General features: G+C 55.6%; 21 protein-coding genes. 13 read left to right on the plus strand and 8 right to left on the minus strand.

Annotated elements, in window-relative coordinates; genetic code table 11:
• Positions 1-117 precede the first annotated feature (117 nt).
• Positions 118-438: a hypothetical protein gene (locus CGZ80_RS09700; protein ID WP_143543831.1), complete on the plus strand. Its 321-nt coding sequence runs from the start codon at positions 118-120 to the stop codon at positions 436-438.
• A gap of 126 nt (positions 439-564) precedes the next feature.
• Positions 565-1,281: a lysophospholipid acyltransferase family protein gene (locus CGZ80_RS09705; RefSeq protein WP_094413766.1), complete on the plus strand. Its 717-nt coding sequence runs from the start codon at positions 565-567 to the stop codon at positions 1,279-1,281.
• Between the two features lie 85 nt (positions 1,282-1,366).
• Here CGZ80_RS09705 and CGZ80_RS09710 read toward each other — a convergent pair whose 3' ends face one another.
• Positions 1,367-2,293 (minus strand): TraB/GumN family protein, encoded by a 927-nt coding sequence (locus CGZ80_RS09710; protein ID WP_233148335.1) that lies wholly within the window; start codon positions 2,291-2,293, stop codon positions 1,367-1,369.
• A 247-nt stretch (positions 2,294-2,540) separates the two neighbouring features.
• On the opposite strand from CGZ80_RS09710, the gene CGZ80_RS09715 reads away from it, so the two are divergent.
• The gene (locus tag CGZ80_RS09715; protein WP_094413997.1) at positions 2,541-2,768 is read left to right on the plus strand and encodes a hypothetical protein; all 228 of its coding nucleotides are present in this window, start codon (positions 2,541-2,543) and stop codon (positions 2,766-2,768) included.
• A gap of 13 nt (positions 2,769-2,781) precedes the next feature.
• Here the strand turns inward: CGZ80_RS09715 and CGZ80_RS09720 are convergent, their stop codons facing one another.
• A complete protein-coding gene (locus CGZ80_RS09720; RefSeq protein ID WP_158222636.1) occupies positions 2,782-3,540 on the minus strand; it encodes a (5-formylfuran-3-yl)methyl phosphate synthase in 759 nt (252 codons plus the stop codon).
• 208 nt (positions 3,541-3,748) lie between these two features.
• Here CGZ80_RS09720 and CGZ80_RS09725 point away from each other — a divergent pair, with 208 nt between their 5' ends.
• The 5 genes from CGZ80_RS09725 (at position 3,749) to CGZ80_RS09745 (ending at position 7,928) form a co-directional block, all read left to right on the plus strand.
• Complete coding sequence (locus CGZ80_RS09725; protein ID WP_094413770.1) at positions 3,749-4,927, plus strand: ribonuclease D; 1,179 nt, start codon at positions 3,749-3,751, stop codon at positions 4,925-4,927.
• Between the two features lie 5 nt (positions 4,928-4,932).
• Positions 4,933-5,634 carry a CPBP family intramembrane glutamic endopeptidase gene (locus CGZ80_RS09730; RefSeq protein WP_094413772.1) on the plus strand — a complete coding sequence of 234 codons (702 nt, stop codon included), beginning with the start codon at positions 4,933-4,935 and terminating at the stop codon, positions 5,632-5,634.
• Positions 5,621-6,139, plus strand: coding sequence for a methylated-DNA--[protein]-cysteine S-methyltransferase (locus tag CGZ80_RS09735; RefSeq protein WP_158222637.1), 519 nt, complete (start codon positions 5,621-5,623; stop codon positions 6,137-6,139). Before CGZ80_RS09730 ends, CGZ80_RS09735 begins: the two co-directional genes overlap by 14 nt.
• Positions 6,136-7,077: a class I SAM-dependent methyltransferase gene (locus CGZ80_RS09740; RefSeq protein WP_094413776.1), complete on the plus strand. Its 942-nt coding sequence runs from the start codon at positions 6,136-6,138 to the stop codon at positions 7,075-7,077. The genes CGZ80_RS09735 and CGZ80_RS09740 overlap by 4 nt, the downstream gene beginning before the upstream one ends.
• A gap of 182 nt (positions 7,078-7,259) precedes the next feature.
• Positions 7,260-7,928, plus strand: a complete 669-nt coding sequence (locus CGZ80_RS09745; protein WP_094413778.1) for a hypothetical protein — start codon at positions 7,260-7,262, stop codon at positions 7,926-7,928.
• Between the two features lie 168 nt (positions 7,929-8,096).
• Here the strand turns inward: CGZ80_RS09745 and CGZ80_RS09750 are convergent, their stop codons facing one another.
• On the minus strand, positions 8,097-8,852 hold the full coding sequence (locus CGZ80_RS09750) for a response regulator transcription factor (RefSeq protein WP_094413780.1): 756 nt from the start codon (positions 8,850-8,852) through the stop codon (positions 8,097-8,099).
• Between the two features lie 56 nt (positions 8,853-8,908).
• Positions 8,909-9,850, minus strand: a complete 942-nt coding sequence (locus CGZ80_RS09755; protein ID WP_233148336.1) for a sensor histidine kinase — start codon at positions 9,848-9,850, stop codon at positions 8,909-8,911.
• Between the two features lie 342 nt (positions 9,851-10,192).
• Between CGZ80_RS09755 and CGZ80_RS09760 the strand changes: the two genes are divergently transcribed.
• The 5 genes from CGZ80_RS09760 (at position 10,193) to CGZ80_RS09780 (ending at position 17,319) form a co-directional block, all read left to right on the plus strand.
• On the plus strand, positions 10,193-10,639 hold the full coding sequence (locus CGZ80_RS09760; protein WP_233148337.1) for a hypothetical protein: 447 nt from the start codon (positions 10,193-10,195) through the stop codon (positions 10,637-10,639).
• Between the two features lie 414 nt (positions 10,640-11,053).
• Complete coding sequence (locus CGZ80_RS09765) at positions 11,054-12,046, plus strand: ABC transporter ATP-binding protein (RefSeq protein ID WP_094413784.1); 993 nt, start codon at positions 11,054-11,056, stop codon at positions 12,044-12,046.
• Positions 12,043-14,475 carry an ABC transporter permease gene (locus CGZ80_RS09770; RefSeq protein ID WP_094413786.1) on the plus strand — a complete coding sequence of 811 codons (2,433 nt, stop codon included), beginning with the start codon at positions 12,043-12,045 and terminating at the stop codon, positions 14,473-14,475. Before CGZ80_RS09765 ends, CGZ80_RS09770 begins: the two co-directional genes overlap by 4 nt.
• 216 nt (positions 14,476-14,691) lie before the next feature.
• A complete protein-coding gene (locus CGZ80_RS09775) occupies positions 14,692-16,017 on the plus strand; it encodes a DUF1080 domain-containing protein (RefSeq protein ID WP_094413788.1) in 1,326 nt (441 codons plus the stop codon).
• A gap of 48 nt (positions 16,018-16,065) precedes the next feature.
• Complete coding sequence (locus CGZ80_RS09780) at positions 16,066-17,319, plus strand: S1C family serine protease (protein ID WP_094413790.1); 1,254 nt, start codon at positions 16,066-16,068, stop codon at positions 17,317-17,319.
• Between the two features lie 35 nt (positions 17,320-17,354).
• Here CGZ80_RS09780 and CGZ80_RS09785 read toward each other — a convergent pair whose 3' ends face one another.
• The 4 genes from CGZ80_RS09785 to CGZ80_RS09800 form a co-directional block, all read right to left on the minus strand.
• Positions 17,355-17,951, minus strand: coding sequence for an RNA polymerase sigma factor (locus CGZ80_RS09785; RefSeq protein ID WP_094414001.1), 597 nt, complete (start codon positions 17,949-17,951; stop codon positions 17,355-17,357).
• A gap of 399 nt (positions 17,952-18,350) precedes the next feature.
• Positions 18,351-19,160, minus strand: a complete 810-nt coding sequence (locus CGZ80_RS09790) for a phosphatidylinositol-specific phospholipase C/glycerophosphodiester phosphodiesterase family protein (RefSeq protein ID WP_094413792.1) — start codon at positions 19,158-19,160, stop codon at positions 18,351-18,353.
• A 140-nt stretch (positions 19,161-19,300) separates the two neighbouring features.
• Positions 19,301-20,638: a TCR/Tet family MFS transporter gene (locus tag CGZ80_RS09795; protein ID WP_094413794.1), complete on the minus strand. Its 1,338-nt coding sequence runs from the start codon at positions 20,636-20,638 to the stop codon at positions 19,301-19,303.
• A gap of 205 nt (positions 20,639-20,843) precedes the next feature.
• Positions 20,844-22,208 (minus strand): ABC transporter permease, encoded by a 1,365-nt coding sequence (locus CGZ80_RS09800; protein WP_094413796.1) that lies wholly within the window; start codon positions 22,206-22,208, stop codon positions 20,844-20,846.
• Positions 22,209-22,219: the final 11 nt, after the last annotated feature.

Genomic DNA, 22,219 nt, shown 5'->3' on the forward strand with positions numbered 1-22,219 from the left:
GAGATCGATTTGGTACACTGAGTCACACTGCGAACTCGTTGTCCGACTGTTGACATGTGCGGCAGTGACGATCGGCGAGCTTCGAACTTTTCCGCTACTCCTGTTCAGGTCGATCCCATGCATGAAGTCCCAGACGACGCGATTGGGCCGGATGAGTCCGTTGGGCTATGTGACCGCTGCCTCAAAGAGCTCTATCAAGGCCGGGGCGAGTTCTATGAGATCGACATCAACGCCAAAGTCGACTCGTCACCTCCGATCCTGGATGCGCCCAACTCGCTGTCGCTCGAAGAAATCGAGCTCGAATGGGGCAAGGTCATTCAGCAACTCGAATCGACGCCCCGTGTCGATGCCGAAAACCAAGTGCATTGTCGCCGACGAATGCTGCTCTGCTCGCCGTGCTTTCAAGCTTGGATCGAGAATCCCGCTGGCGGGCAATAAGCCGCCACCGACAAATCTGTCTTGCCCGGTTCCGCCCCCGCGTTCTATCAATGCCTTTTTGCATTGCCAACTTTCTCCGCGAGAAACGTTGTAATTTGCTAGCAATAAGAATCGGAATGCGGTCCGGTGTTAAAGCGACTTTTATCCAACGTACTGATCGGCTACGTCCGGCTATTGAAGTGGACGTGTCGGATCCAACCTATCAATGATCCTCGCGCGGCGATCCGCAGCCAGGGGCAAACGTATATCTACGCGGCATTACACGCCCAGCAACTGGCAACGATTGTCCCTGCGGAACCGGAAACTGGCGCGCTGGTTTCGCGAAGCGAAGACGGCGACTTGATCGCCAAGGTCCTGGAACTTTCTGGTGTCGTTCCGATTCGCGGCAGTGGCGGAGCGCGTCGCAAGGGTGGCGCCGCAGCGTTACTTGGTTTGGTCCATCACGTTCAGAGTAACCGACCGGCCTACTTGGCCGTCGACGGGCCAAAAGGGCCGCGTGGGTGTGTCCATCCCGGTGTGGCATTGTTGTCGCAAAAAACAGCGACCCCGGTCATTCCGCTGTGCTTTGTCCCGTCGTCGCGGGTGATCGTTAAAAAGTCGTGGGACCGCACGCAGGTCCCATTGCCGTTTGCAAAGATCGATTGCGTCTTCGGCGAACCCGTCTATCCGTACGAAGACGAGTCAGTGGAATCACATACCGCACGAATTCAATCGGCGCTGTTGAAGCTCGAAGGCGAAACGGATCCACAAGAAGCGATCCATTCCTGTCGAGTGGAACATCAGAGTGCAAAGACGCCGAAAGCGAAAGAGCTTGAGCAACGATTGGAACGCGCTGTCGCTTGACCAAGCGTTATTACGTCGTGGAGCCTACTTCAAACGATTGTGATTCGAAGCCAATGACACCTGCGGGCACGCGTTTGGATTGCGTCTATTGGTCGCCTTTCAAGTCCCAGGCGTTGAACCACGTGGTGCTGGTCGGACGCATTTGGAAATCATTTTCAAGGCGTTCGGCCATATCGCTCAGGTGACCTGCCCCGTAGAACACGGCAAGCTTCTTGTTGCCTTTGGCAAGTTCTTCTTTGAGCACTTCGAAGGCTTTGGCGTTACGGCCTTTGATCAGTGTGTTTTCGCCGTTGGCATCATCCATTCCAGCCGTGACAGCTTCCATATCAATCAATTGCTTGGCCATCGCGTTCTTCATAGCCGTCGATCGGTCTTGACTGAACAAGGCCATTAGCACGCCGAGGTCACCACCGGTTTTGGCTTGGGTGGCAAGCCCGGCGCCCATCATACGGGCCATCATCTTTACGACACTGTCACCACGACGTTCCAAGTCCTCGGTGAACTCTTCTGGGCTCATGTCGGCGTGCCGAAAGTTTTCGGCCATGTAGTCGATCTGTTCCAGTTGGTATTCCAGCTTCAGCATGTCCTTCATGCCGGTTTGCATCGAGGCGACGATCGAGCGACGCTGTTTGAGGTCTTCAGGACGAATGCGCGTCCCGTCGGGAGCGACCAATTCATAAAGCACCGAATCGTAGGTGCCCAGCAGATCGTTCAGTTCGCGGTAGTAATCTTTTTCACCGATGTGAACGACGCCAACCAAGTCGACAACCACGCCCGCATGCTCGGTTTCCGCTTGGCCTTCGAATCGCACGATCGCTGTTTGTAAGGCCAGTTTGCGTCCGTCTTTGTCGCGTTCGATCCGAATGTACTTTTCCGATTCGGAAGCGTCTTTGTCGCTTTGATTCGTGTCCGGCTTGGCGGGTTGTTCGGTCGTGGTTTGTGCCCAAGTGGTAACCGCGGCAAGTGCGGAAAACAGGACAGCCAACGCGGAGAGTCGGATTACAAATCGCATGATCGATTTCGTTTGCCAATGGGAAAAGACATCTGTTGGATTAAGCATAGCGCTCTGAAAGCGATGCGGCAACTTCCGCAACCATTCGTGTCGTTTTTACGAATCTTGGGTGATCGGTCGGCGCGAATCTTTTGGCGGGGACTATCTTAGTGATTGGTGTTGGCCGATTCGAAACCCAACCCCCGACCGACTTTTTAAGTTCACTTTTGTCGCGTTTTCGCGAGTATTTGTCGAGCGAGATGAGGCCATGGAATTCATTGAACTGACCGGAAAAACACTGCTAGATATCGTCAACGAAGGTGAGATCGACTTCAAACAGTTGCACGACGCCGGTGTAAAAGGCGATTCGATTGTGCGGATTAACAAGTTTGGAGAGATTGAGCTGCGTGCGAAGAACGAGTGGACTTTGGTCGGCGGCTTGATCGGTAACTTCGAAGAGCGGCTGCATAAGTTGACCGGATTGGATTGGGTCTAGTCAGTTGATCCGGTCAGCATCGGCCTCGCAGCAATTCGGTCCATCGCGCCAATCGATCGGCTGCTAACCCGCCGCGCCGATCGCCTTCACAGACCGCCCCTCGGATGGCGAAACAATTTGGTGCCGCTGCCGACCGGAGCAGCATCTCCGCGTCAGTCAGACGCAGTGACCCTGCCAGCGCCCACCAAATGTTTTTCTTGCGGGCTTCGATCGCCAAAGATTCAAGCCTGGCTGTACCGAGCAGATCCACCGACGAACCGGCTTGTTTACCAAAGGTGTCGATCAGGACATGCCGGATGCCGTTTTGGCTCGCCAACGACATCACCTGTTCTGGCGGAATCGTCGTCGCAAAGTCTGAATCCGCGTATGCGACAGCGACCAAGGTGACAGCGGGTGGCAGCCGTTCGCGAAGCTGTTTCCAGAGTTGGGACAGTTCAGTGGCATCACCCAATCCGCTGGGGCCTGCTTTTGCGAAACGAGCGGTTGGTGGCACCCGATCGGCGAGCTCAATCGCCGTCTCGGATTCGCCGAGCGCGAGGGAGAGTTTGAGGCGGGAGTGTTCGGGGGGGGCGATCAGGCGACTGACTTCGTCCCAAACCTCGGGTGAGGCAGGTGCGAGTGCGCCACCGTTTGGTTCTTTCAAATCGATGATCTCGACAGCGCTCGCAATCGCGATGCGCGCTTCTTGGACGCTGCGAACGCTGACGAGCAGATTCGTCGTGGCTCTTGAGGAGGACGTTTGTGTCCCTTCTGGTGCGGTTAGTTTGGTCAATGACGCCTCTCTGCGGGTGAAGTCGGATGGTCGCGTGGCATCCGGCCAGTTAGAGTGTAGGTGGTTGGCTGCGCAGGATCCTGCCGAGGGGTTTGATGGTGCCTGCGAATTCACCCTGGCCGGTACGAGGCGCTGGCTATCTTGGAGGACGAGATCCGGTGGTGGGGCTCGTCGAGATCATCGTTGATGTTGGAATTTGGACGCACCCTTGGATTACGAATCGATCACCGCGATCGACGAACTTCGTCAGTTTTGTGACGAGTTGTCGGATGCACCTGTCATCGCATTTGATACCGAATTTGTCTCCGAGGATCGATATCGGCCTCAGCTATGCTTGATACAGGTCGCCGCCGCGGGGCGACTGGCGATTATCGATCCGTTGAAGATGCACACGACCGGTCCGTTTTGGGACCTGCTGGTGCAGCCGGGACGCACGGTGCTTGCCCATGCGGCTCGTGAGGAATCACGGTTCTGTTATCGGTTCGCGGGCAAGCCAATCGCCGGACTTTTTGACACACAATTGGCGGCTGGTTTCAGCGGGATGGAGTACCCGATTTCACTGGGCAACCTCGTCAACCGGATGACCGGTCGGACACTGGCCAAAGGGGAGTCGCGAACCAACTGGCGTCACCGACCGCTTTCACGGGAACAGATTCACTACGCGCTGCAGGACGTGACAGATCTGGAAGAAATCTACGTTCAGCAGAAAGCGGCCATCGAAGAACTCGGCCGCAGTGAGTGGTTGGAAGAGGAAACACAAATCCGCCAGCAGACCGTCGTTGACTATGAAGACCAAGAGAGCTGGCATCGCGTCAGCGGCTGTGCCGGATTGAAACCGCGTCAACTCGAAATCGTGCGTCAACTTTGGCGGTGGCGGGATAAACGTGCGTCGACGCTGGATCGTCCCGTGAAGCGGGTGATGCGAGACGACTTGATCGTCGAACTCGCCAAACGCGGTTCATCGGATGTGAAACGGATCAAAAGCATTCGTGGGATGGATTGGCGAGGCTATTCCGCACACTACGAAGACATTGCCGCGGCGATCCAAATCGCATTGGATACGCCCGACGATGAATTGCCGCGCCGCCCACGCCGCAACCGATCGGTGATTTCGCCGATGCTCAGCCAATTCCTAACAACCTCGATGGCTTGCATCAGCCGACAAAACAAATTGGCTCCTTCGATCGTTGGCAACACCGACGACGTGAAGGAAGTGTTGGGGTATGAACTGGATCGCAAAGAAGGCGACGAGGTGCCTGCGTTACTGCAAGGCTGGCGCGGCGAAATCGTTGGCAAGACGTTTCGGAAATTGCTTAACGGGCAAGCGGCGATCCGCGTTGCCGACGTCCGACAAGAACAACCGCTTGAGTTTATTGAACTAGATTGACATCCGTGGACGAAGACCAGATTCCGATCAACGATTCGCCCGACGAACTAATGTTTGCCTGGGCCTGCGGATTCGAATTGGCAATCGGTCTCGTCGGATTGATCATTGCCGCCGCGATTGGCTTTGACGCACGGGCGTACCTGCCCAGGATCGAAGAAGCGGACGCGTTGGTTGTGCTAAAGCAGTTCGGCATCGGTGCGGCCGCGTCGGTGCCAATGTTGTTAGCGGTGTACCTGTTGATGAAGGTGCCACACAAAGGCATCCGGGCGATCAAGCGGCTCAGTGATTCGCCGATGATGCAGTCGATTTTGTCGCTCAGCTATCCGGAGCTGATCATTCTGAGTCTGTGTGCTGGCATCGGTGAGGAATTGGCATTCCGCGGTTGTCTGTTGCCTTGGTTTGCCGCGATCGAAGATCCGAGTTCGTCGCTGATCAATCCTTATGACGTGGGCGATTCATTTGCCGTGGCCGCACCATCAATGTTGGCGACGGCGGTGGTGTTTTCGTCGGTTGCGTTCGGGATGCTTCATCCGATCACCAAGCTGTATATCGTGATCGCGTCCATCATGGGCGTTTACTTTGGCGTGCTGCTGATCGCGACAGAAAGCTTGTTGGTGCCGATCGTCGCGCATGCGACATTCGATGCCGTGCAGTTTGTCATTGCCAAAAGGGATCAGGGAGAAGAAGACGAAGATGATGAGCCTTGATCATCCCAAGACGTTGCGTGGGGTCGCGTACCGGACGTTTCGCCACGAGTCACCACTCGGCGAAATGCATTCAGTCTGGACGGCCACCGGGTTGTATTCGCTGTTGTGGATCGGCGAAGGCGAATTGATTGCCGACGTTCTGCCTGCCGATGAAGACGACAACGCAGGATCGCTCGATCAAGCCTTGACCCAGTACTTCGAAACCGGGCGTCCTGACTTTAGCGGGATCACCATCGATCATCGCGACCGAACCGATTTTTCGAAGTCGATCTATCACTGCTGCCAACAAATCGAAGCAGGCACGACACTCACGTACAAAGAACTCGCCGGGCGCGCTGGCAACGAAGCCGCAAGCCGAGCTGTCGGTGCGGCAATGGCACGCAATCGCTGTGTGTTAGTGATCCCTTGCCACCGTGTGATCAGCACCCAAGGTGAACTCCGCGGGTTCAGCGCGCCGGGCGGAGTCGACTCAAAACGTTTTCTTTTGGACCTGGAAACGCAATGAGCGAAACGCGGTTTGCTTTTGGCGAAAACTGGCAAGCCTACCTGCGTTTTGTCGATGAACCGCGAATTGACGAGGCTTGCCGGTCACTGGTGCAGTTGCTCGGGATCGATTCCGCGGGCAGTGCTCAGCCGCTGGCTGGGCGAACGTTTCTGGATATTGGCAGTGGCAGCGGATTGTTCTCCTTGGCCGCGTGGCGATTGGGGGCAAATGTCACTTCAATCGACTTTGATCCTCAGTCCGTCAAATGTACCGAGGTGCTGAGGGAGCGAGAATTCGCCGGCCGATCGGAAAGTCAGCAAGGGCAGGGCAGGGCAGAGCAGGGCGGGCCATCCTCAGGTGAGCCGAGGTTGCGTTCAGTTGAGCCATGGCGTGTGATGCAGGGTTCGGTACTCGATCCAGAGCTGCTTGATTCGTTGGGAACGTTCGATCTGGTCTATAGCTGGGGCGTGTTGCATCACACGGGAGCCATGCGGCGAGCGATCGAACTTGCGTCAAAGTGTGTTCGGCCAAATGGCTGCCTTGCGATCGCAATTTACAACGACCAGGGCGGTGCCAGTCGCCGCTGGTTGGCGATCAAGCAATTTTATCATCGGTTGCCCAGCGGTTTGCGTTGGCTTTGGGTGGTCCTGATCGCGGCGGTGTACGAAAGCAAGTTTGCACTCGCTAGGTTGGCTCGTGGCCAGAACCCATTGCCGTTTCATGATTGGAAACAAAAACGCCACGATCGTGGAATGTCGGCATGGCATGACTGGGTCGATTGGGTTGGCGGGATGCCATTCGAAGTCGCAACGGTCGAAAGCATTGTGATTCCGCTTGAGCGGCAGGGATTCCATCTCACTCAATTGCGCACCGTCGGGTCGGGATGGGGCTGCAACGAATTTGTGTTTCGTCGGCTCGGAAGATCGATGACAGGACTCGGCGACGCTGTCGAAGTGTGAAACTGGATCGGATTTCGGATTCGTCACGTCGCGTTTTGAAAAAAAACACTTCTCAAACGCCGACCAGCTTGCCCGAAACGCGTTCGGCTGGATTAAAACTGTAGACCCGAATGCAATGGCGAATCGTTCTCCCGTGGAGCCACTTCGCCGCCCTGAGATTTCCCCCTGCAGAGATTTTTCTAATGAGCGAAGAACAGCAAACCGCTGAACCGACCAAGCAAGGCAGTAGCGCCCGGAGCGCGATTTTGTACGGCGTCCTGGCATTGATGGTTGTCGCGCTGATTTACGACTACAAAGTTGCTCGCCCGGCTGTCAGTGCGGACTATGACAAGGTCACTGAGGCCAGCACCAAAGCCAATGGGATTGCCAATGACTTCTTGACCAACCTGGAAGTTCGCGAGTTGCTCGGTAAAGAACCGGTGGAGACATTCAGTGACGGTGGCGAAACCGTCGAAGTGTTCAGTTACATGGGCGGGCTGATCGTCAAACCACACAAACTGTTCGTTGCTTATCGCAAAAGTGGTGACGAGTTGATGTTCTCGCGTCATGCCAAATTTGCTTACGACGAATCCAATTCGGTCGGCCCGACACAATCGGTCGTGATCGAGAAACCGGCTGATGACGACGAAGGCGCGATCGAGGGGTATGGCGAGAGTCTCACCCCAATGGGAGCTCCTGGCGGCGCACCTCCGGCAAGTGCCGGTGCACCAGCAGGTGGCGGCGGTCCTGTCGATTCGAGCGCCTACGCACCCAAGACCGACGACGCCGAGTCACCAGCTGAGTCACCAGCGGAGGAATCCACCGATGGTGACAGCGAGTCGCCCGCCGGCGACGAGGCCGAGGAGGAATAACCGCCGGAGCGAGATTCACTTGGGCAGGGGCGATCGTGGTCAGGTCGCTCGGCAGTTCATCGTGCCGAGCGGCTTGGTTTCGTCCTGATTGCCGACACTTCATCGCCACGTATCCTGTTGGTGGCGTGAACGCACGGTGTTCATCTTTCCGGGCGTTTCAGTCAGTCGCTATTCGAAGTTGTCTTCGGCATGTTGTTCACCGGCGGGGTGCAGGATAAATCGATATCCCGCATCACGAATGGTCAACAAGTGAATTGGGTTGGCGTTGTCCGGTTCGATGACCTTTCGCAATTGAGCGACCGTTTGGTCGACCGCACGTGTTTGCAGGTTACCGCTAATCTCCCAGACTTCGCTCAGCAATTCGGATCGGCTAATCACACGATCGGGATTCTCGACAAAGTAGCGAAGTAGTTTGAGTTGCTTGGGAGTGGTCTGAACGACTTTGCCATCGACCGCGACCTCATGGGTCATGAAGTTGGCAGAGACTTGCCCAAAGTCAACTGTTTCGATCACATCGCGACTTCGACGCGGCGTTGTGGCGGTGGTTTTCGGGCCGGCCAGTTGCAGCAAGTTTTTGACCCGGCTGAGCAGCTCGTCGAGTTCAAAGGGCTTGTTCATGTATTGGTTCGCACCAACGTCAAATCCTCGCGCCCGGTCTTCCGCAAGCGTACGTGCGGACAGCATCAAGACAGGAGTGGTGACGCCGGAATCACGGATCGTCTCGCACACCGCATAGCCGCTCATTCCGGGTAACATCAGGTCGAGGATGATCAGGTCGATCGGTTCGCTTGCGCCATCGATCACGCGAAGGGCTGTGGGGCCGTCCTCGACCAGCGTGACACGATAGCTTTCGGCTTCGAGGTTGTATTTGATTCCCACCCCAAGGTGTTTTTCATCTTCGACAACGAGAATGTGGTGACGCATGGCTACGGTGCTGAAAAAACGCGACGGTGTTGGGAAAACATGATGTTGGAAAAGCGTTAGGTCGTGGTGCCGGTTGGCACGACATCTTTCATCGTGACTTCGAAGACAGTGCCAGGCATCCCATCGACTTCCTTGCGACCGCGAATTCGAATCGTTGCGCCCAGCGATTTGCTGATCGTACGAACCAGATAGAGACCTAGTCCAGTGCCCGGAGTGCTTCGTTCCAGTTCGCTGCCGAGGCGGACAAATCGCCCAAAGATTTTTCGTCGCATGTCGTAGGGAATGCCAGCCCCATTGTCGGCAATCGACACGACGACTTGATCCGGTTTTGATTTTTCGCCGCTGGGGCGAATCGATGCGGTCACTTCCGGCGGCGAGCCACCGTATTTGATCGCGTTATCGATCAAATTGCGAAACAGGATTTCGACCTGGACCGAAGGGCTGCGGATGCTGGTCGGTTCACAATCCAGGTGGACGGTTTCGGGCGGCAAGCGGTATCGCATGCAGGCGGCTTGGGCGCATTGGCCCAGCAGCGAGTCCAGGCGAAATACCTCGACCCGGTCCGATTGGTTGCCGCGGTCGATTCGCGCCGCGTCCAACAGGTGGTTGATCAAGGCGTCGAGCCGTTCGACATCGTCAAGCATGAAGCGGTGAAAGTCGCGTTGCTGGTTTTCATCCACCGTATGTCGCGACATCGTTTGTAAATAAAGCTTCAGCGAGGCAATTGGGCTCTTAAGTTCATGGGTAACCGAGTCGATGAAGTTGCTTTGGCGCTGATTTAGACGGATGGCTTTGACGGTTAGGGTGAAGTAAACGATCACCCCCGCCAAGATGCTGATCAGCAGCACGGTTCCGATCACAAACAGCGTCCAGAACAGACCACCGCGCGGGCTGCTGACAAAGTTCGAAACGAACCAGATCGCACCGAGGACGACGAGGAGGACGATCAGCACGATCCCCAGCACAACGGGGGCGCGAAGAGAACGACGTTCAAGCATGTGATGCGGACCGGGATGAATCAGTGGGGGCCAGCAATGGTGCAGACCCAGACGAATCCTAACCAATGCGGTGGTCGGCATGAAACCGGCAGCCGCAAATTGCCCGCACAGCACAAGTGTCCAGGCGGCGAAGACTTGAGTCCAAATGGCCTTTTGTGCACTTTTTCAGGGATTGTTTCCGTCGGAGGTGCGTCGGTTTGCCCCTGTTGGTCATTCCATTCATGAAATTTTTATCTTTTGCACGGATTAAATGGCAAAATGCCGATGACGGGTAACTGAATACCGGCAATAATGGTTTTACGTGAGATTTTTATCCACTAGGCGGGTAGGGAGATCAAATTGATGAGTAGTGACTTGCAGGTTCTGCGTTTTACTGAAGCAACCATCCGCCAGGTACGTCTGGATTGCAATCGTGCGATGATCCGGGCCCGGTTTTGCCCTGAACGCAGCGAAATTCTTCAGCTTCGTTGCGTCGACAATCGCGTCGAAACCGAAACCGAATTCGGAAATCAGCTTTGGTATTTCGAAGGTGTCGGTGTAGATGAGCTCGATCGCCGTCATGCCGTCTTTGGAGTGGTCGAATACTCGACTCAGTACGGGCTCAACGAACTCGTCGAAGATGGTGTGTTCCCCAACGAAAACCAGCGTGACCGCTATCGCAGCGTCTACGAACGCGAAGCACAGCGTCCCGATTGGGGGCATCCGGCCCATCGGTTACTGGCCTCGGGAATCATCGCCGTGTCTGCGTTGTGGCTCGGATTTTTGATGTTGAAATCGATCATGGCGTAGGCCTTGTCGTCATGTAAATTCGTCGCCGGGTGAATTCGTCGTGTAGATTCACAGTGTGACCGTTGCTGCGCGGGGCTCTTTTGTTGCACCACCTGGCATTCAGCCGTTTCCAACCATTCGGCCGGATGCCAATTTTTTTGGGTGTGTCTGATCTTTGCATCCCGATTGCCGAGGGATGCCGCATGTTCTTGCGGGTGATCACGCTATGCTGATCTCAAACTTTCGCCGGCCGAGACGCTTTCTCGGTAAATTGTTCGTCGGGTGCCAAGTTGAAGGCGGGCCACACGAATCGTGTTCCTCCTAGAATTCAGTTGACCCACGATCAGGCGTATGGAACCATCGTCTGGCCACGCCGCTTCGCGTCTGCATCGCGAGCGATCGATTCCTCGTCGTTTCACCGGTTGATCTAGCTTCGTGTCTCAGTCCATCGTCGATGTACAGCATTTAAAAAAGACCTATCGCGGTTGGTCTTTCCGCGGCCGACGGAACGTCAATGCGGTGCGTGGCGTCTCTTTGCAGGCGTATGCCGGAGAAGTTTTTGGGCTCTTGGGGCCCAACGGAGCTGGCAAAACAACGCTGATCAAAATGTTATTGGGTGTTGTGAAGCCGACATCGGGGACCGCGACCTTGTTTGGTCAAGCGATCGGCAGTTCTGCCGCTCGTCGTCGCGTGGGGTACCTGCCCGAATCGTTGCGTGTCGATCGTCATCACACGGCCCGAACGGCGCTGCAGTATTACGGCCGCATGAGTCGGATGGATGCGGCATCGATTGGCAAGCGAAGTGATGAGCTGTTGAAATTGGTGGGGCTGGAAGGTCGCGATCGCGAATCGGTGAGGCGGTTCAGCAAAGGGATGTACCAGCGTTTGGGGCTCGCCCAAGCCTTGTTGCACGATCCTGATCTGTTGGTGCTCGATGAGCCGACCGATGGGCTTGATCCGGTCGGACGCAATGAGGTTCGTCGCGTGATCGATCGGCTTCGTGAAAGTGGCAAGACGATTTTTTTAAACAGTCACATTTTGCAAGAGGTCGAATTGGTTTGCACAAGGGTCGCGATCTTGGCCCGTGGCGAAATCAAAGCGATCGGGTCATTGGACGAGTTATCCTCCAGTGATCAGCAACAACTAGTCATTGATGTGCCTCGATCCGAGTACGCGGATGGGACCGACCCAATGGAATCCGACTGGTCGCCGTTAATTGACCTTCGCGAAGGGCAAACGTGGTCCGCTTCGGTTGTCCGAAATCAGGACCGATTGACGATCGACGTGGAAGGTCAAAGCCAGATTGACCGAATCGTTGATCGGTTACGAGAAGAAGGGCATTCGATTTCTCGGCTGATTGTTAAACAGGAATCGCTGGAAGAAACCTTTATGCGTTTGGTTGGATCGGAGGAGGCTGACGTCTCGTGAAACCTTACTTTGCCATTGTTGTGGATTCGTTTCACGCGGCTTTGTCATCTCGGATCCTGTGGATCGCGTTTGTCGCGATTTGGATATTCCTAATTGCACTTGCGCCGATCGGATACCACGAGGATTACACGACAACGTTCCGTTGGTTTGACTTAGACAATGGGACGCAAATGAAAGCGATGCTGGCTCGTGGGTTAATTGATCCGGAGGAGTCGGAGACGGCGCTTGGTCGGATCGCCCGCGTCTTTCCTGAAAGCGTCGAGCGTCAGCTCAAGCAGGTTGCCCAAGGGGAAGATGTAAGAATCGATAAGGCGGCTTTGGCAGGTGCCCTGAACGAAGCGCTCGACAACGAAGACTGGTATGACGCCGACGCTTGGCAGGCAACGGTACGGCTAAAAGAACTGCGTGAATTGGATGAAAAGACAGCGGATGAACTGACCGAATCGGAGCGTCGCCGTAGGGCGCGGCTGCGTATCGAGGCGGCGCTGCCTGGTGTGTTTTCGGTGCAGTCATCGCGTTCGATCATGTTGTCTTATGCCGGGTTCGAGTTTCCGGCGTTCTTCGCGATTGGCAAGACTCAGTTCATCGCGTTGATCAATCAGTTTGTCGTGCCGATCATCATGGATTGGCTGCTGGGGTTCGCGTTGATTTTCTTGGGCATCTTGGTCACCGCGTCGATCATCCCCGACATGTTGCAACCTGGGTCATTGCACCTGTTGCTCAGTAAACCGATTTCGCGAACGTTTTTGTTGTTGTCGAAATTCTTGGGTGGCTGCGCGTTTGTCTTGCTGTGCGTTTGCCAACTTGTGATCGGACTGTATTTGATCGCCGGATTTCGGTTGGACATTTGGAACGCTCGGATCTTGTGGTGCATTCCAGTGTCGGTGTTTTTGTTTTCGGTCTTCTACAGTGTCTCGACAATGGCGGGATTGCGATGGCGGTCTCCGACATTGTCGATCGGCGTCACATGCATGTTCGGTGCGTTTGTGTTGGTGATCGGGTTCGTTGGCAGCTACTTCGATGCATTGGTGCGACGCCCTGACCAGATCGCAAGAATTGCCGTTGCGGGATCCGACATCGTTGTTGCGTGTCGGGGTGGCGGGATCAAACATTTCGATCCCGACAGTAATCTTTGGAACGAGTTGATCGAAACTGACTTTCGCAGGCACGATCTGATTGTTCCACCGATCCGTTTGAACGAATCAATGATCGCTTCGGCACAGATTCGAAACGGGCGATTCAATCTTTACGGTAGCGGGTCGTTGGACGCGTTGGTGATGCGGCGTGAAGATGACTTTGATCCGAAGCCGGGGATGCGATTGCCGAACGGAACCCGCCGGATGTATGTGTGGGATGATTCACTGTTGGCGCTTAACAACGCCGGCATCATGGCCACCAAGATGCAGCAAATGGTCGATTCGGTCGCATCGTCCGAAGAGCAAGACGATGCAGAGTCTGACGAAACCGCTGGCGAACTTGATCTCAATGCATCGGGTGCGGAAGTGTCCGCTGACGAGACAATTCCGAAATCGTCTGCCGCGATTGGGGCGGCGGCTTGGATATCGGATCTGCTTCGAATGCAGGGAGGGGCGACCGAGGGCTTTGTCGATATCTTGCCGGGCAATGTCAAGTTGACCGATCCGGTCCGGCTGGTTTTTGCACCGAAGCTCGATTCGGTTGTGATCTATTCACGCGGAAGGCTGATGCGATTAGGCCGGCCGAAAGACGGTAGCATGGCCGAGGGTGCGAAGTTAACGGTCGAAGTTGAACGGACGATTGAAGACAGCGATGCTGCGGCGACCGTCATTGCGGCGAGTGGCGACGCAGTGCTACTGGCACGGCAGAACGAATCGGTCAAATGGTTTCGTGCGAGTGATCTGGAGGCCATACTGGAATTCGAAATCCCTGAGGGCGAACGACTGATCGCGATCGAACCGATCGGACAATCAGAGTCTTTTGCGATGTTAGCCACCAGTGGTCAAGTCTGGATGGTCAGCCGGAAGGACGACGATACAGTCACGACACGTCCGCTTGATTTTCAGGACGTGGCTTCGATCGAGTATGTCGAATCGCTGGGGCAGCTGGTGGTCGCACACCACATCGATTCGATCGATTTTGTCGAGTTTCCATCAGACAAAAAACTGTCCGGCAAAACCGTGCGCACGATCAGGCCTTCGCTTACCGGATGGCGCAAAGTCGATCAGTGGTTGATCACGCCGCTGCGGACGATTACTCCCCAGACCGGTGAGCTTAGCGAGACCGTCGCGGCGTTGGTGAGCGGAAAGCGGTCCTTCGCGATTGGGGGAAACAACGAGGACGACACTGAGGTGATACGGCTAAAAATTGCCAGGCCAGTGCTCAGTTGTGCCGCGTTTACGGCGGTGATGCTGGCACTGTCGTGCGTCTATTTCAAGCGACGAGATTTCTAACGCTGCGTTTCGGTGGGATGGTTCTGATCCCCCAAGCGGTTGTGGTGGTCTGTTCCAGTGCTGGCAGCGTCTTTTGTGAAGGCAACGTTTTCGGTTGACGAGAGGATCGGATTGGCGATAGCGTGGCTCGTTCAGATTCACAGACGCACCCGGTTGATCCTAGCGAGTATGATGATGAGATCTCGCCAGTCACCCTACCTTTAAAGCCTGCCCAAGATGAAAAAGCGTTTTGCATTTGCCGCCGGTCTAGTGACCGCCCTCAGTGTCCCATTCGTTGGCTCTCCCTTTCAAAGTGCGACGGTTTCTGCCGAGGCGCCAGAGGGATTTGTGGAACTGTTCAACGGAAGCAATTTGGACGGATGGCACGGACGCCCGCACTTCAGTCCGATCACTTTCGCAGAGCTGACCGATGAGGAACGCGATGCCAAAAAGGCCGAATGGCAGTCGGATGCGGAGAAGCATTGGTCGGTCGAAAACGGCGAACTGGTCAATGACGGACACGGCGCTTATCTGGTTACCGACAAAGACTATCGAGATTTCGAACTACGGTTGCAGTACCGAACGGTTCCAAAAGCGGACAGCGGAATCTACCTGAAAGGCAATCCACAGGTTCAAATTTGGGACCCAACCAACGAAAACCAATTTCAACATGGCTGCGAAAAAGGCAGCGGGGGATTGTGGAATAACAGTGCCGGCGCCCCCGGCAAAGATCCACTTGTCAAAGCAGACAAACCGTTTGGCGAGTGGAACGATGTGCGGATCATTCAGGTCGGCGCTGAAACGTCGGTTTGGTTGAACGGTCAATTGGTCGTTGATCACGCCACGATGGAAAACTATTGGAACCGCGAGACACCGTTGTTTGTTGACGGGCCGATCGAGTTGCAAACCCACGGCGGTGAAATCCGTTGGCGCAATATCCAGCTTCATGAATTGAGCACGGCAGAGGCGAACGAGTACTTGTCCGAGCCCAATGCCGATCAGTTCACCTCCGTTTTCAACGGAACGGACCTGACCGGATGGGTTGGCGCGACCGACGGATATGAAGTCGTCGATGGCGCAGTCCGCTGCAAGAAAGGCTCGGGCGGAAATCTGTTGACGGAAAAAGAATACGGCAACTTCATTGCTCGATTGGAATTCCGTTTGCCACCTGGCGGAAACAATGGCTTGGCAATCCGATCACCTCTGAAGGGCAACCCCGCTTATGACGCGATGTGTGAATTGCAAGTTCTCGATTCGCCGCATCCCATGTACGCCAACTTGGACCAACGCCAATATCACGGTTCGGCGTATGGGATGGCAGCGGCGGCACGTGGGTATCTGCGTCCCGTCGGCGAATGGAATTTCCAAGAGGTCACCGTTGATGGTAGCAAAATCAAGGTTGAGCTAAACGGAACGGTCATTTTGGACACGGACCTTTCGGAAGTGTCCGAGTACATGGCCGACAGCGCTCACCCTGGAAAAGACAATGCCACCGGGCACTTTGGCTTTGCAGGCCATGGCGACGCGGTTGAATTTCGTGCCGTCTCGATCCAAGAATTGTAGAATTCAGGGTCAGGATCACGCATTCATCATTGTCGTAAGGAGGTTGTCATGAGAGCGAGTTTGAATGGCCGATGGGGATTGGATCGTTTAGCCTTCGCTTTCATGTTGCTGCCCTGTGTGTCGGCGACTGCACAAACAGTCGTCGACTTTCGCGACACCGTCCGCTCAGCCGGTCCGGCGGTGATGCGAGTGATTGTGGAGCCTGATGCATCGCCGATCGGGCCAAATGTCGAACGCAAACTGAAGCGTGAGCCAAGCGATAGCGACTTGGGGCGAGATGATTCGGCTCCCAAGTTGCGGTTGCAAGAGATCGATCCGGTACAGACACCCCTGGAGCCGCAGGATGCCCTCGCGGCTCCGCCGGTCCCCGTTGTACGGACGGAAGTGAACAGTGCGGCGTTTGCGATAGCTGATGATCTCGTTGTTGCTTTTATCGAGCGACCCGTTGCGGCTGTTCGTGTGGTGAATGATCGTGGTGACGAAGTCGCTGGCCAAGTCGTCGTGTTTGATCACGTCACCGGACTGGCTGCGATACGAGTCCCCGATGCGATGTGGATGCCGCTCGTCATCAGTGTTGCACCGATTGAGGCCGGAATGCCCGTCGTGGCACTCGAGCGTGACGAACGAGCCGTTCACGCCAACGCCGGTACGGTCGTGACGGAGCCGATTCCTGCGGACGCTGGCGTCGGACTGGTACCCGAGATTAGTTTCCTCGCTCGTCGCCAAAGTCCAGGGAGCCCGGTTTTGGACGCAACCGGCATCGTTGTCGGTGTGCTGTGCCCAAGCCAAGAAAACGGTTTGGTATGCACTGACGCGTCGATCCTGATGCGGATGTTAAATGCGGCTCCGAAAAGCACACCGAGCGATGCGTCGGATGTCGTGTTCTTAAAGCGTGGGCTGATCGGAATTCAATTTGATGGTGGAGGGGCGCTCGTCAAAGAAGTCAGTCCCAAGTCGGCTGCCGAGAGTGCTGGCATACAGGCCGGTGACTTGGTGACACGCGTTGGTGCGGTCAGAATCCTGCATTCGACGGATGTGATCGCTGCGGTCGAAATGGCACGTGCTGGCGATACGCTGGAGCTTGACGTGATGCGAGATGGTCAGTCGCAAACGGTTTCGGTGACCTTGCAAGAGCATCCACAACAATGGCTTGCCAAACGCGGAGATGGCTTTCCGATGAACGGGCCTCCGATTTTCCAGATGGAAGACGGTCAGATTGTGCCATTCCCTGGTGGAGGGATTCCTCGGTTCGAGCACTTCGACCAAATGTTTCGCCGGTTCGACCGATTTCCTCTGCGGTAACGACGTTGGCGAACATTGAAGAAAGGCTCGATCGGCTAGCCTTCGCCTTCGGTCGCCGAGTGTCGTTGCAATGATTCGATCGCGCGTTTCAATTGGCCGCGAGCTCGGCTAAGCCGGCTTCGGACGGTACCGATTGAGATTTCGAGGATTTCGGCGATCTCTTCGTAGGCAAAGTCTTCCATCTCGCGAAGGGTCAAGATTCGCCTGTGTTCGTCGGTCAATGTATCGATCGCATTGCGTACCAAATTGACACGTTCATCGCGGAGCATGCCTTCGTCGACAGCGTCTTTGTTGTCGGCGATTTCGAGTCCGTTGTCTTCGCGAATCTGATCGAGAGACACCCGCGCCCGCTTTTTTCGTCGTCGGGTGAGGGCGCTGTTAAACGCGATACGATAGAGCCAAGTAAAAAACTGGCTGTTCCGCTGGAAGGTATCCAGTTTGGTGAAAGCCCTGATGAAGGCGTCTTGTGTGACTTCCTCGGCTTCTTCGGGTGAGCCGGTGACTTGCATCATGGAGGCAAACAGACGGTCTTGGTTCTGCCGAACCAATTCGGCAAACGCCGATCGGTCACCAGCGAGCGCGCGGTCGATCAGGCGACGTTCGTCGTTGTCGCGATCTTGCTCTGGAGCCAATCCGCCGCCTTCTCGATGTCGTGTCTGAAACGCTGATGATTCACTGCCGATAAAAATGGCTCGAGCGAAATTGTAAACGCCCGAGCCACACTTGATGAGCTCCAACTCTAACCCGGATCGGGGATCCGTGCGACTTCTTGATTGCTTTTTGGACTGTGTCTACGCCGTTTGCTGTTATTTGGATCGGCTCTAAGTACTGGGAATTTTAGTAGGCCAAGAATCGATCATCAAAATTCGCGTCTGGGCTAACCAGAATGGAGAATCGGAAAACCCCGTGCCCTGCAAAGCTTTGCAGGGCGATCTCGAAAGTGATTCGGGAGCCATTCTGAAGGCACAAAAAGAGCCCTGCTTAGGCGGATTTCATGCTGGAATTTAAGAGTGAATCCTGTCGTCCACAGCCTATTTGCCGTTTCTAAGAAACTCTTCGAGTCGTTCCAGCTGATCGGAATTGATGTGGTCAACATCCGCATCGAGCAAGGCTTGCCATACAGCGTCTTTTTCTGGAGTGGCCCAGAAACGAACGCGTTGTCCGTTGGCGTGAGCCGCATCAACAAATTGTCGAAGCTGCTTTTTCTCGTTTTCTGGCATTGATCCTTTGCCGGTCCACTGGAAGTACTTCGTCCAGCGATCACTGACGACAGGCATCAGATTTTTGTCATAGGATTTGCCGGTCAGGTTCTCGACACGACCATCGACGAAGCACAGGCGATTCTCGGTCTCTTTCATCGTCTCGATAGGACGGTTGCCAGAAACGACGATTTGGATGGGGCCGTCAATCAGCTTGCCTGACTCGACACGGCAAAGCATTTCGCGATAGTTCGCAAGGACCGCTTCGAGTGCCTTGAAGGTTTGCTCGCCATCGGATTTGAAATCGATCATCAACATGAATCGAGGGCCGTCTTTATAGACGGATCCGCCGTTCTGTTTTACCCGCTCGCGAAGCGGATCGAGATACAGGCTTTGCAACGTTCGCTGGGAGCGGAGTTCAAACAAGTCATGCCCAACCAGCAGTTTCTCGCCGGTGAAAAACACGTCCGCTTCGACGCTGCTGAACCCGTGGTCGAGCGCATCGATTAAAGGTTGTGTATGCCAGTAGTCATTATGGGCGTGGGCGTGTGGCAGCGGCGAAGCCGCATGTGCGACATTGGAAACCAGGATCGTGGCAAGAACGGCGAACGCTATTGCAACTGGGCTAAAAAAACGAGGCATCACAACCGCTGAGGCTGGAGGAGAGGCTGGAATCACATGACGGATCGAGCGCGTCAACGTCTGCATTATGACGAGGCCCGATCGCTTTGAAAGACAGCGATTTGCTAACGCCGGAAAGAATGCCCCGCCAATCAAATCCGTTAATCTTGTGCGTGCTTGGCGAGTACGCCTAGCAATACAAAAAATGAAACGAAGATTAAGATCGCGCCCAGCAGGAATGGTGCCCCGGCAAACACCACTGGGGTCGTCGAGCCTGTAAAGTAACTGAACAAGCCGCTGGTAAAGATGATTGGTGCGAAAATACTGGTCAGGCCCTGAAGTGACGATAGGGCCCCTTGAACCTCGCCCTGTTCCGTCTCTTTGACCGTCTTGGTAACCAAGCTTTGTACCGCAGGACCAGCTAAGCCACCGAGTGATCCGACGATGGCAATCACAGGCAACATCCATGCTTCGCTGGCAAAGGCATAACCGAGAAACGAAACGGCCGAGATGATCGTTGCGAACAGCAGAATCTTTGACTCGCCGAAACGTTTGACAGCAGGACGAACCAATCCGCCCTGAACGATGACTGCGGTCACACCGACCCAGCACAAGAAAAAGCCAACCGTTTGGTCATTCCAGCCAAAGCGGAATTCGGAAAACAGGACGAAGACGTTTTCCATCCCGCGTTGAGCGAGTGCTTTCAGCAAAAACACCATCGCAAGTCCGGCGACTAGCGGGTATCGGCGGAGCGTCTTGATCGTGCCAAAAGCGTTTGCGGTTTTCAGCGAGAACGGACGCCGCTTTTCGACTGGTAGCGATTCCGGCAAGATGAAGAAGCCATAGAGCCAGTTCAATAGTGCCAGCCCGGCCGCCGCAAAGAACGGCGCTCGAAGCGAAACCTGGGCGCTCAACAAGCCACCCAACGCGGGGCCGATGATGAATCCCAAACCAAACGCGGCGCCGACCAGGCCAAAGTTTCTGGCCCGTGTGTCTTCGGTCGAGATGTCAGCGATGTAAGCGTTGCCGGTGGTGAAGCTGGCACCGAAGATTCCCGAGATGATTCGTGCCGCAAATAGCAACCACAAACTATCCGCCATCCCTTGGATGATGAAGTCGATGCCAAGACCAAACAGCGCGACCAAGAGGATTGGTCGTCGACCAAATCGATCGGACAGTCCGCCCAGAATCGGTGCAAAGAAAAACTGCATCGTCGCATACGACGCCACGATCACGCCGTAATACCACGCCGCACCGCTCTTGGAGAGGCCGGAGAGTTCCTCGACCAGTCCCGGAAGTACTGGGATGACGATGCCCAAGCCCAAAATGTCGATGAACAGCGTGATCCAGATAAACAGAATTCCGGCTTGCCGCTTTTGCGGATCGCGTGTTTCGCTGAGCTCTTCCGCTGCCTCGATCGCCACCGGGGGCGTGTAAGGCGAAGCACCAGAGCCGCTTTCGTCTGAAGCGGTCGATTCCTGCGTCTCTGGTTGGTTCATGAACAGCTTTACGGAAGATTGGCGGGAAGGCCGTTTGCAACGAGGGCCTTTGAAATCGCGGTCGACGGGTGAGTGAATATATTTGCTCACTGCCGATGACGGGAGGGCCGTGTGAGACTTTGTCGCAGTCCAGACGTTGTCGATGCGGGGGGCTACTTTTGCAGCCCCCCCGAAACAATGGTCCCGGACACGTGACCAGTCGCCGCTAAGCCGACAAGTTTGTGCCGACGTCAGTACGATAGGCGCTCAGTGCTGGCAGGAGGCCTGCGAGGAGGGCCAGGATCGCGACAAGTGGGAAGACCCAACCCTCGTACGAACTGGTGGTAAGGATTCCGACTTGGACGCCTGTACGGTCCTCGATCTCGCCGCTGAAAAACCAGATCGCTACGTGGGCCAAGAACCAGCCCGCGATTGCACCAATCGACGCAATCAGCATGCTCTCCATCAAAATCACACCCGTGACTGTCTCCCGACGTGCGCCAAGCGCACGCATCACCGCGATGTCACGGCGGCGGTCGTTCATCGAGTTGTAAATCGCGACCAGAACCCCGACCGCCGCAACGACGCAAGTGATCAGTGTGATCACCAGCAAGGCTGTCAGCATCGGTCCGACGATCGCTTCCATCAGGCGAGCGATTTCGCCAACCGGTGCGGCAGCTTGGGCGCGAACGCTCTCGTTGACTTGTGTCTCCAGCACGACACCCAGCATTGGCATCCCAGTGCGAACCAAAATCGACGTGACTTCACGTTCGGGAATCGTCAGCGGCAGCTTTCCGCTGGCATCCTGAATCGGATCCGTCGCGGGTTCGTTGATGACGTCATCAGGAACTGGTTTGGAGTGGCCTTCCAAAAGGTAGAAGCCTTCCAGGTTGACGAACGCGGCACGGTCGTTGGGGGTGCCGGTCGGATCCATGATGCCAACAACGGTAAAGCCCTGGCCGTGGCCTTTGCCTTCGGGGTCGCCGTGATTGTTTTGGAACGTATCGCCGACTGACAAATTCATTTGCCGTGCGACACGCGAGCCCAGGACGGCTTCGAAGTATCCGTATTCGTCCGAGTGAGTTTTCAGTGCGCGGCCTTCGCTGAAGCTGAATTTCTCTTCCAGCGTTGGCCCGTGGCGAAGTTTTTCGAAGAAGTCAGGCGTCGTGCCGACCACACGGAACTCGCTCAAGTAATCGCCCAGTGCCAGCGGAATCGCAAATCCGCCGGCAACGTAGCTGGCATAGATCCCATCGCGTTCGCCCAGTGCGGGATCACCACCAAATCGACGAACCATTTCGGCGCGCTCGGCGGCCGGGAAGTATTCCATGTACTCGGTGTACGGCAGGTTCTCGATCGGTCGACTGAGGTAGTACACGCTGTTGAGTGTCAGTTGCAGCGCGCTGCCTTTGGGGCCGACGACCAAGTTGTAGCCGACTTGTGCGTTGCGGGAGAACGCTTCGGTGACGATGCCAAAGATCGCCAGCACCATCACGACCAACGCGACACCGAGTGCCAGCGAAACGGTGGTCAGCAAACTGGATAGCGAGCGATAACAGAAGTTTCGCCAAGCGATGCGAAGGAGCCACATGGTGCAGGTAA

This window comes from Rhodopirellula sp. MGV, from assembly GCF_002251265.1.
Taxonomy (GTDB): Bacteria; Planctomycetota; Planctomycetia; order Pirellulales; family Pirellulaceae; genus Stieleria; species Stieleria baltica_A.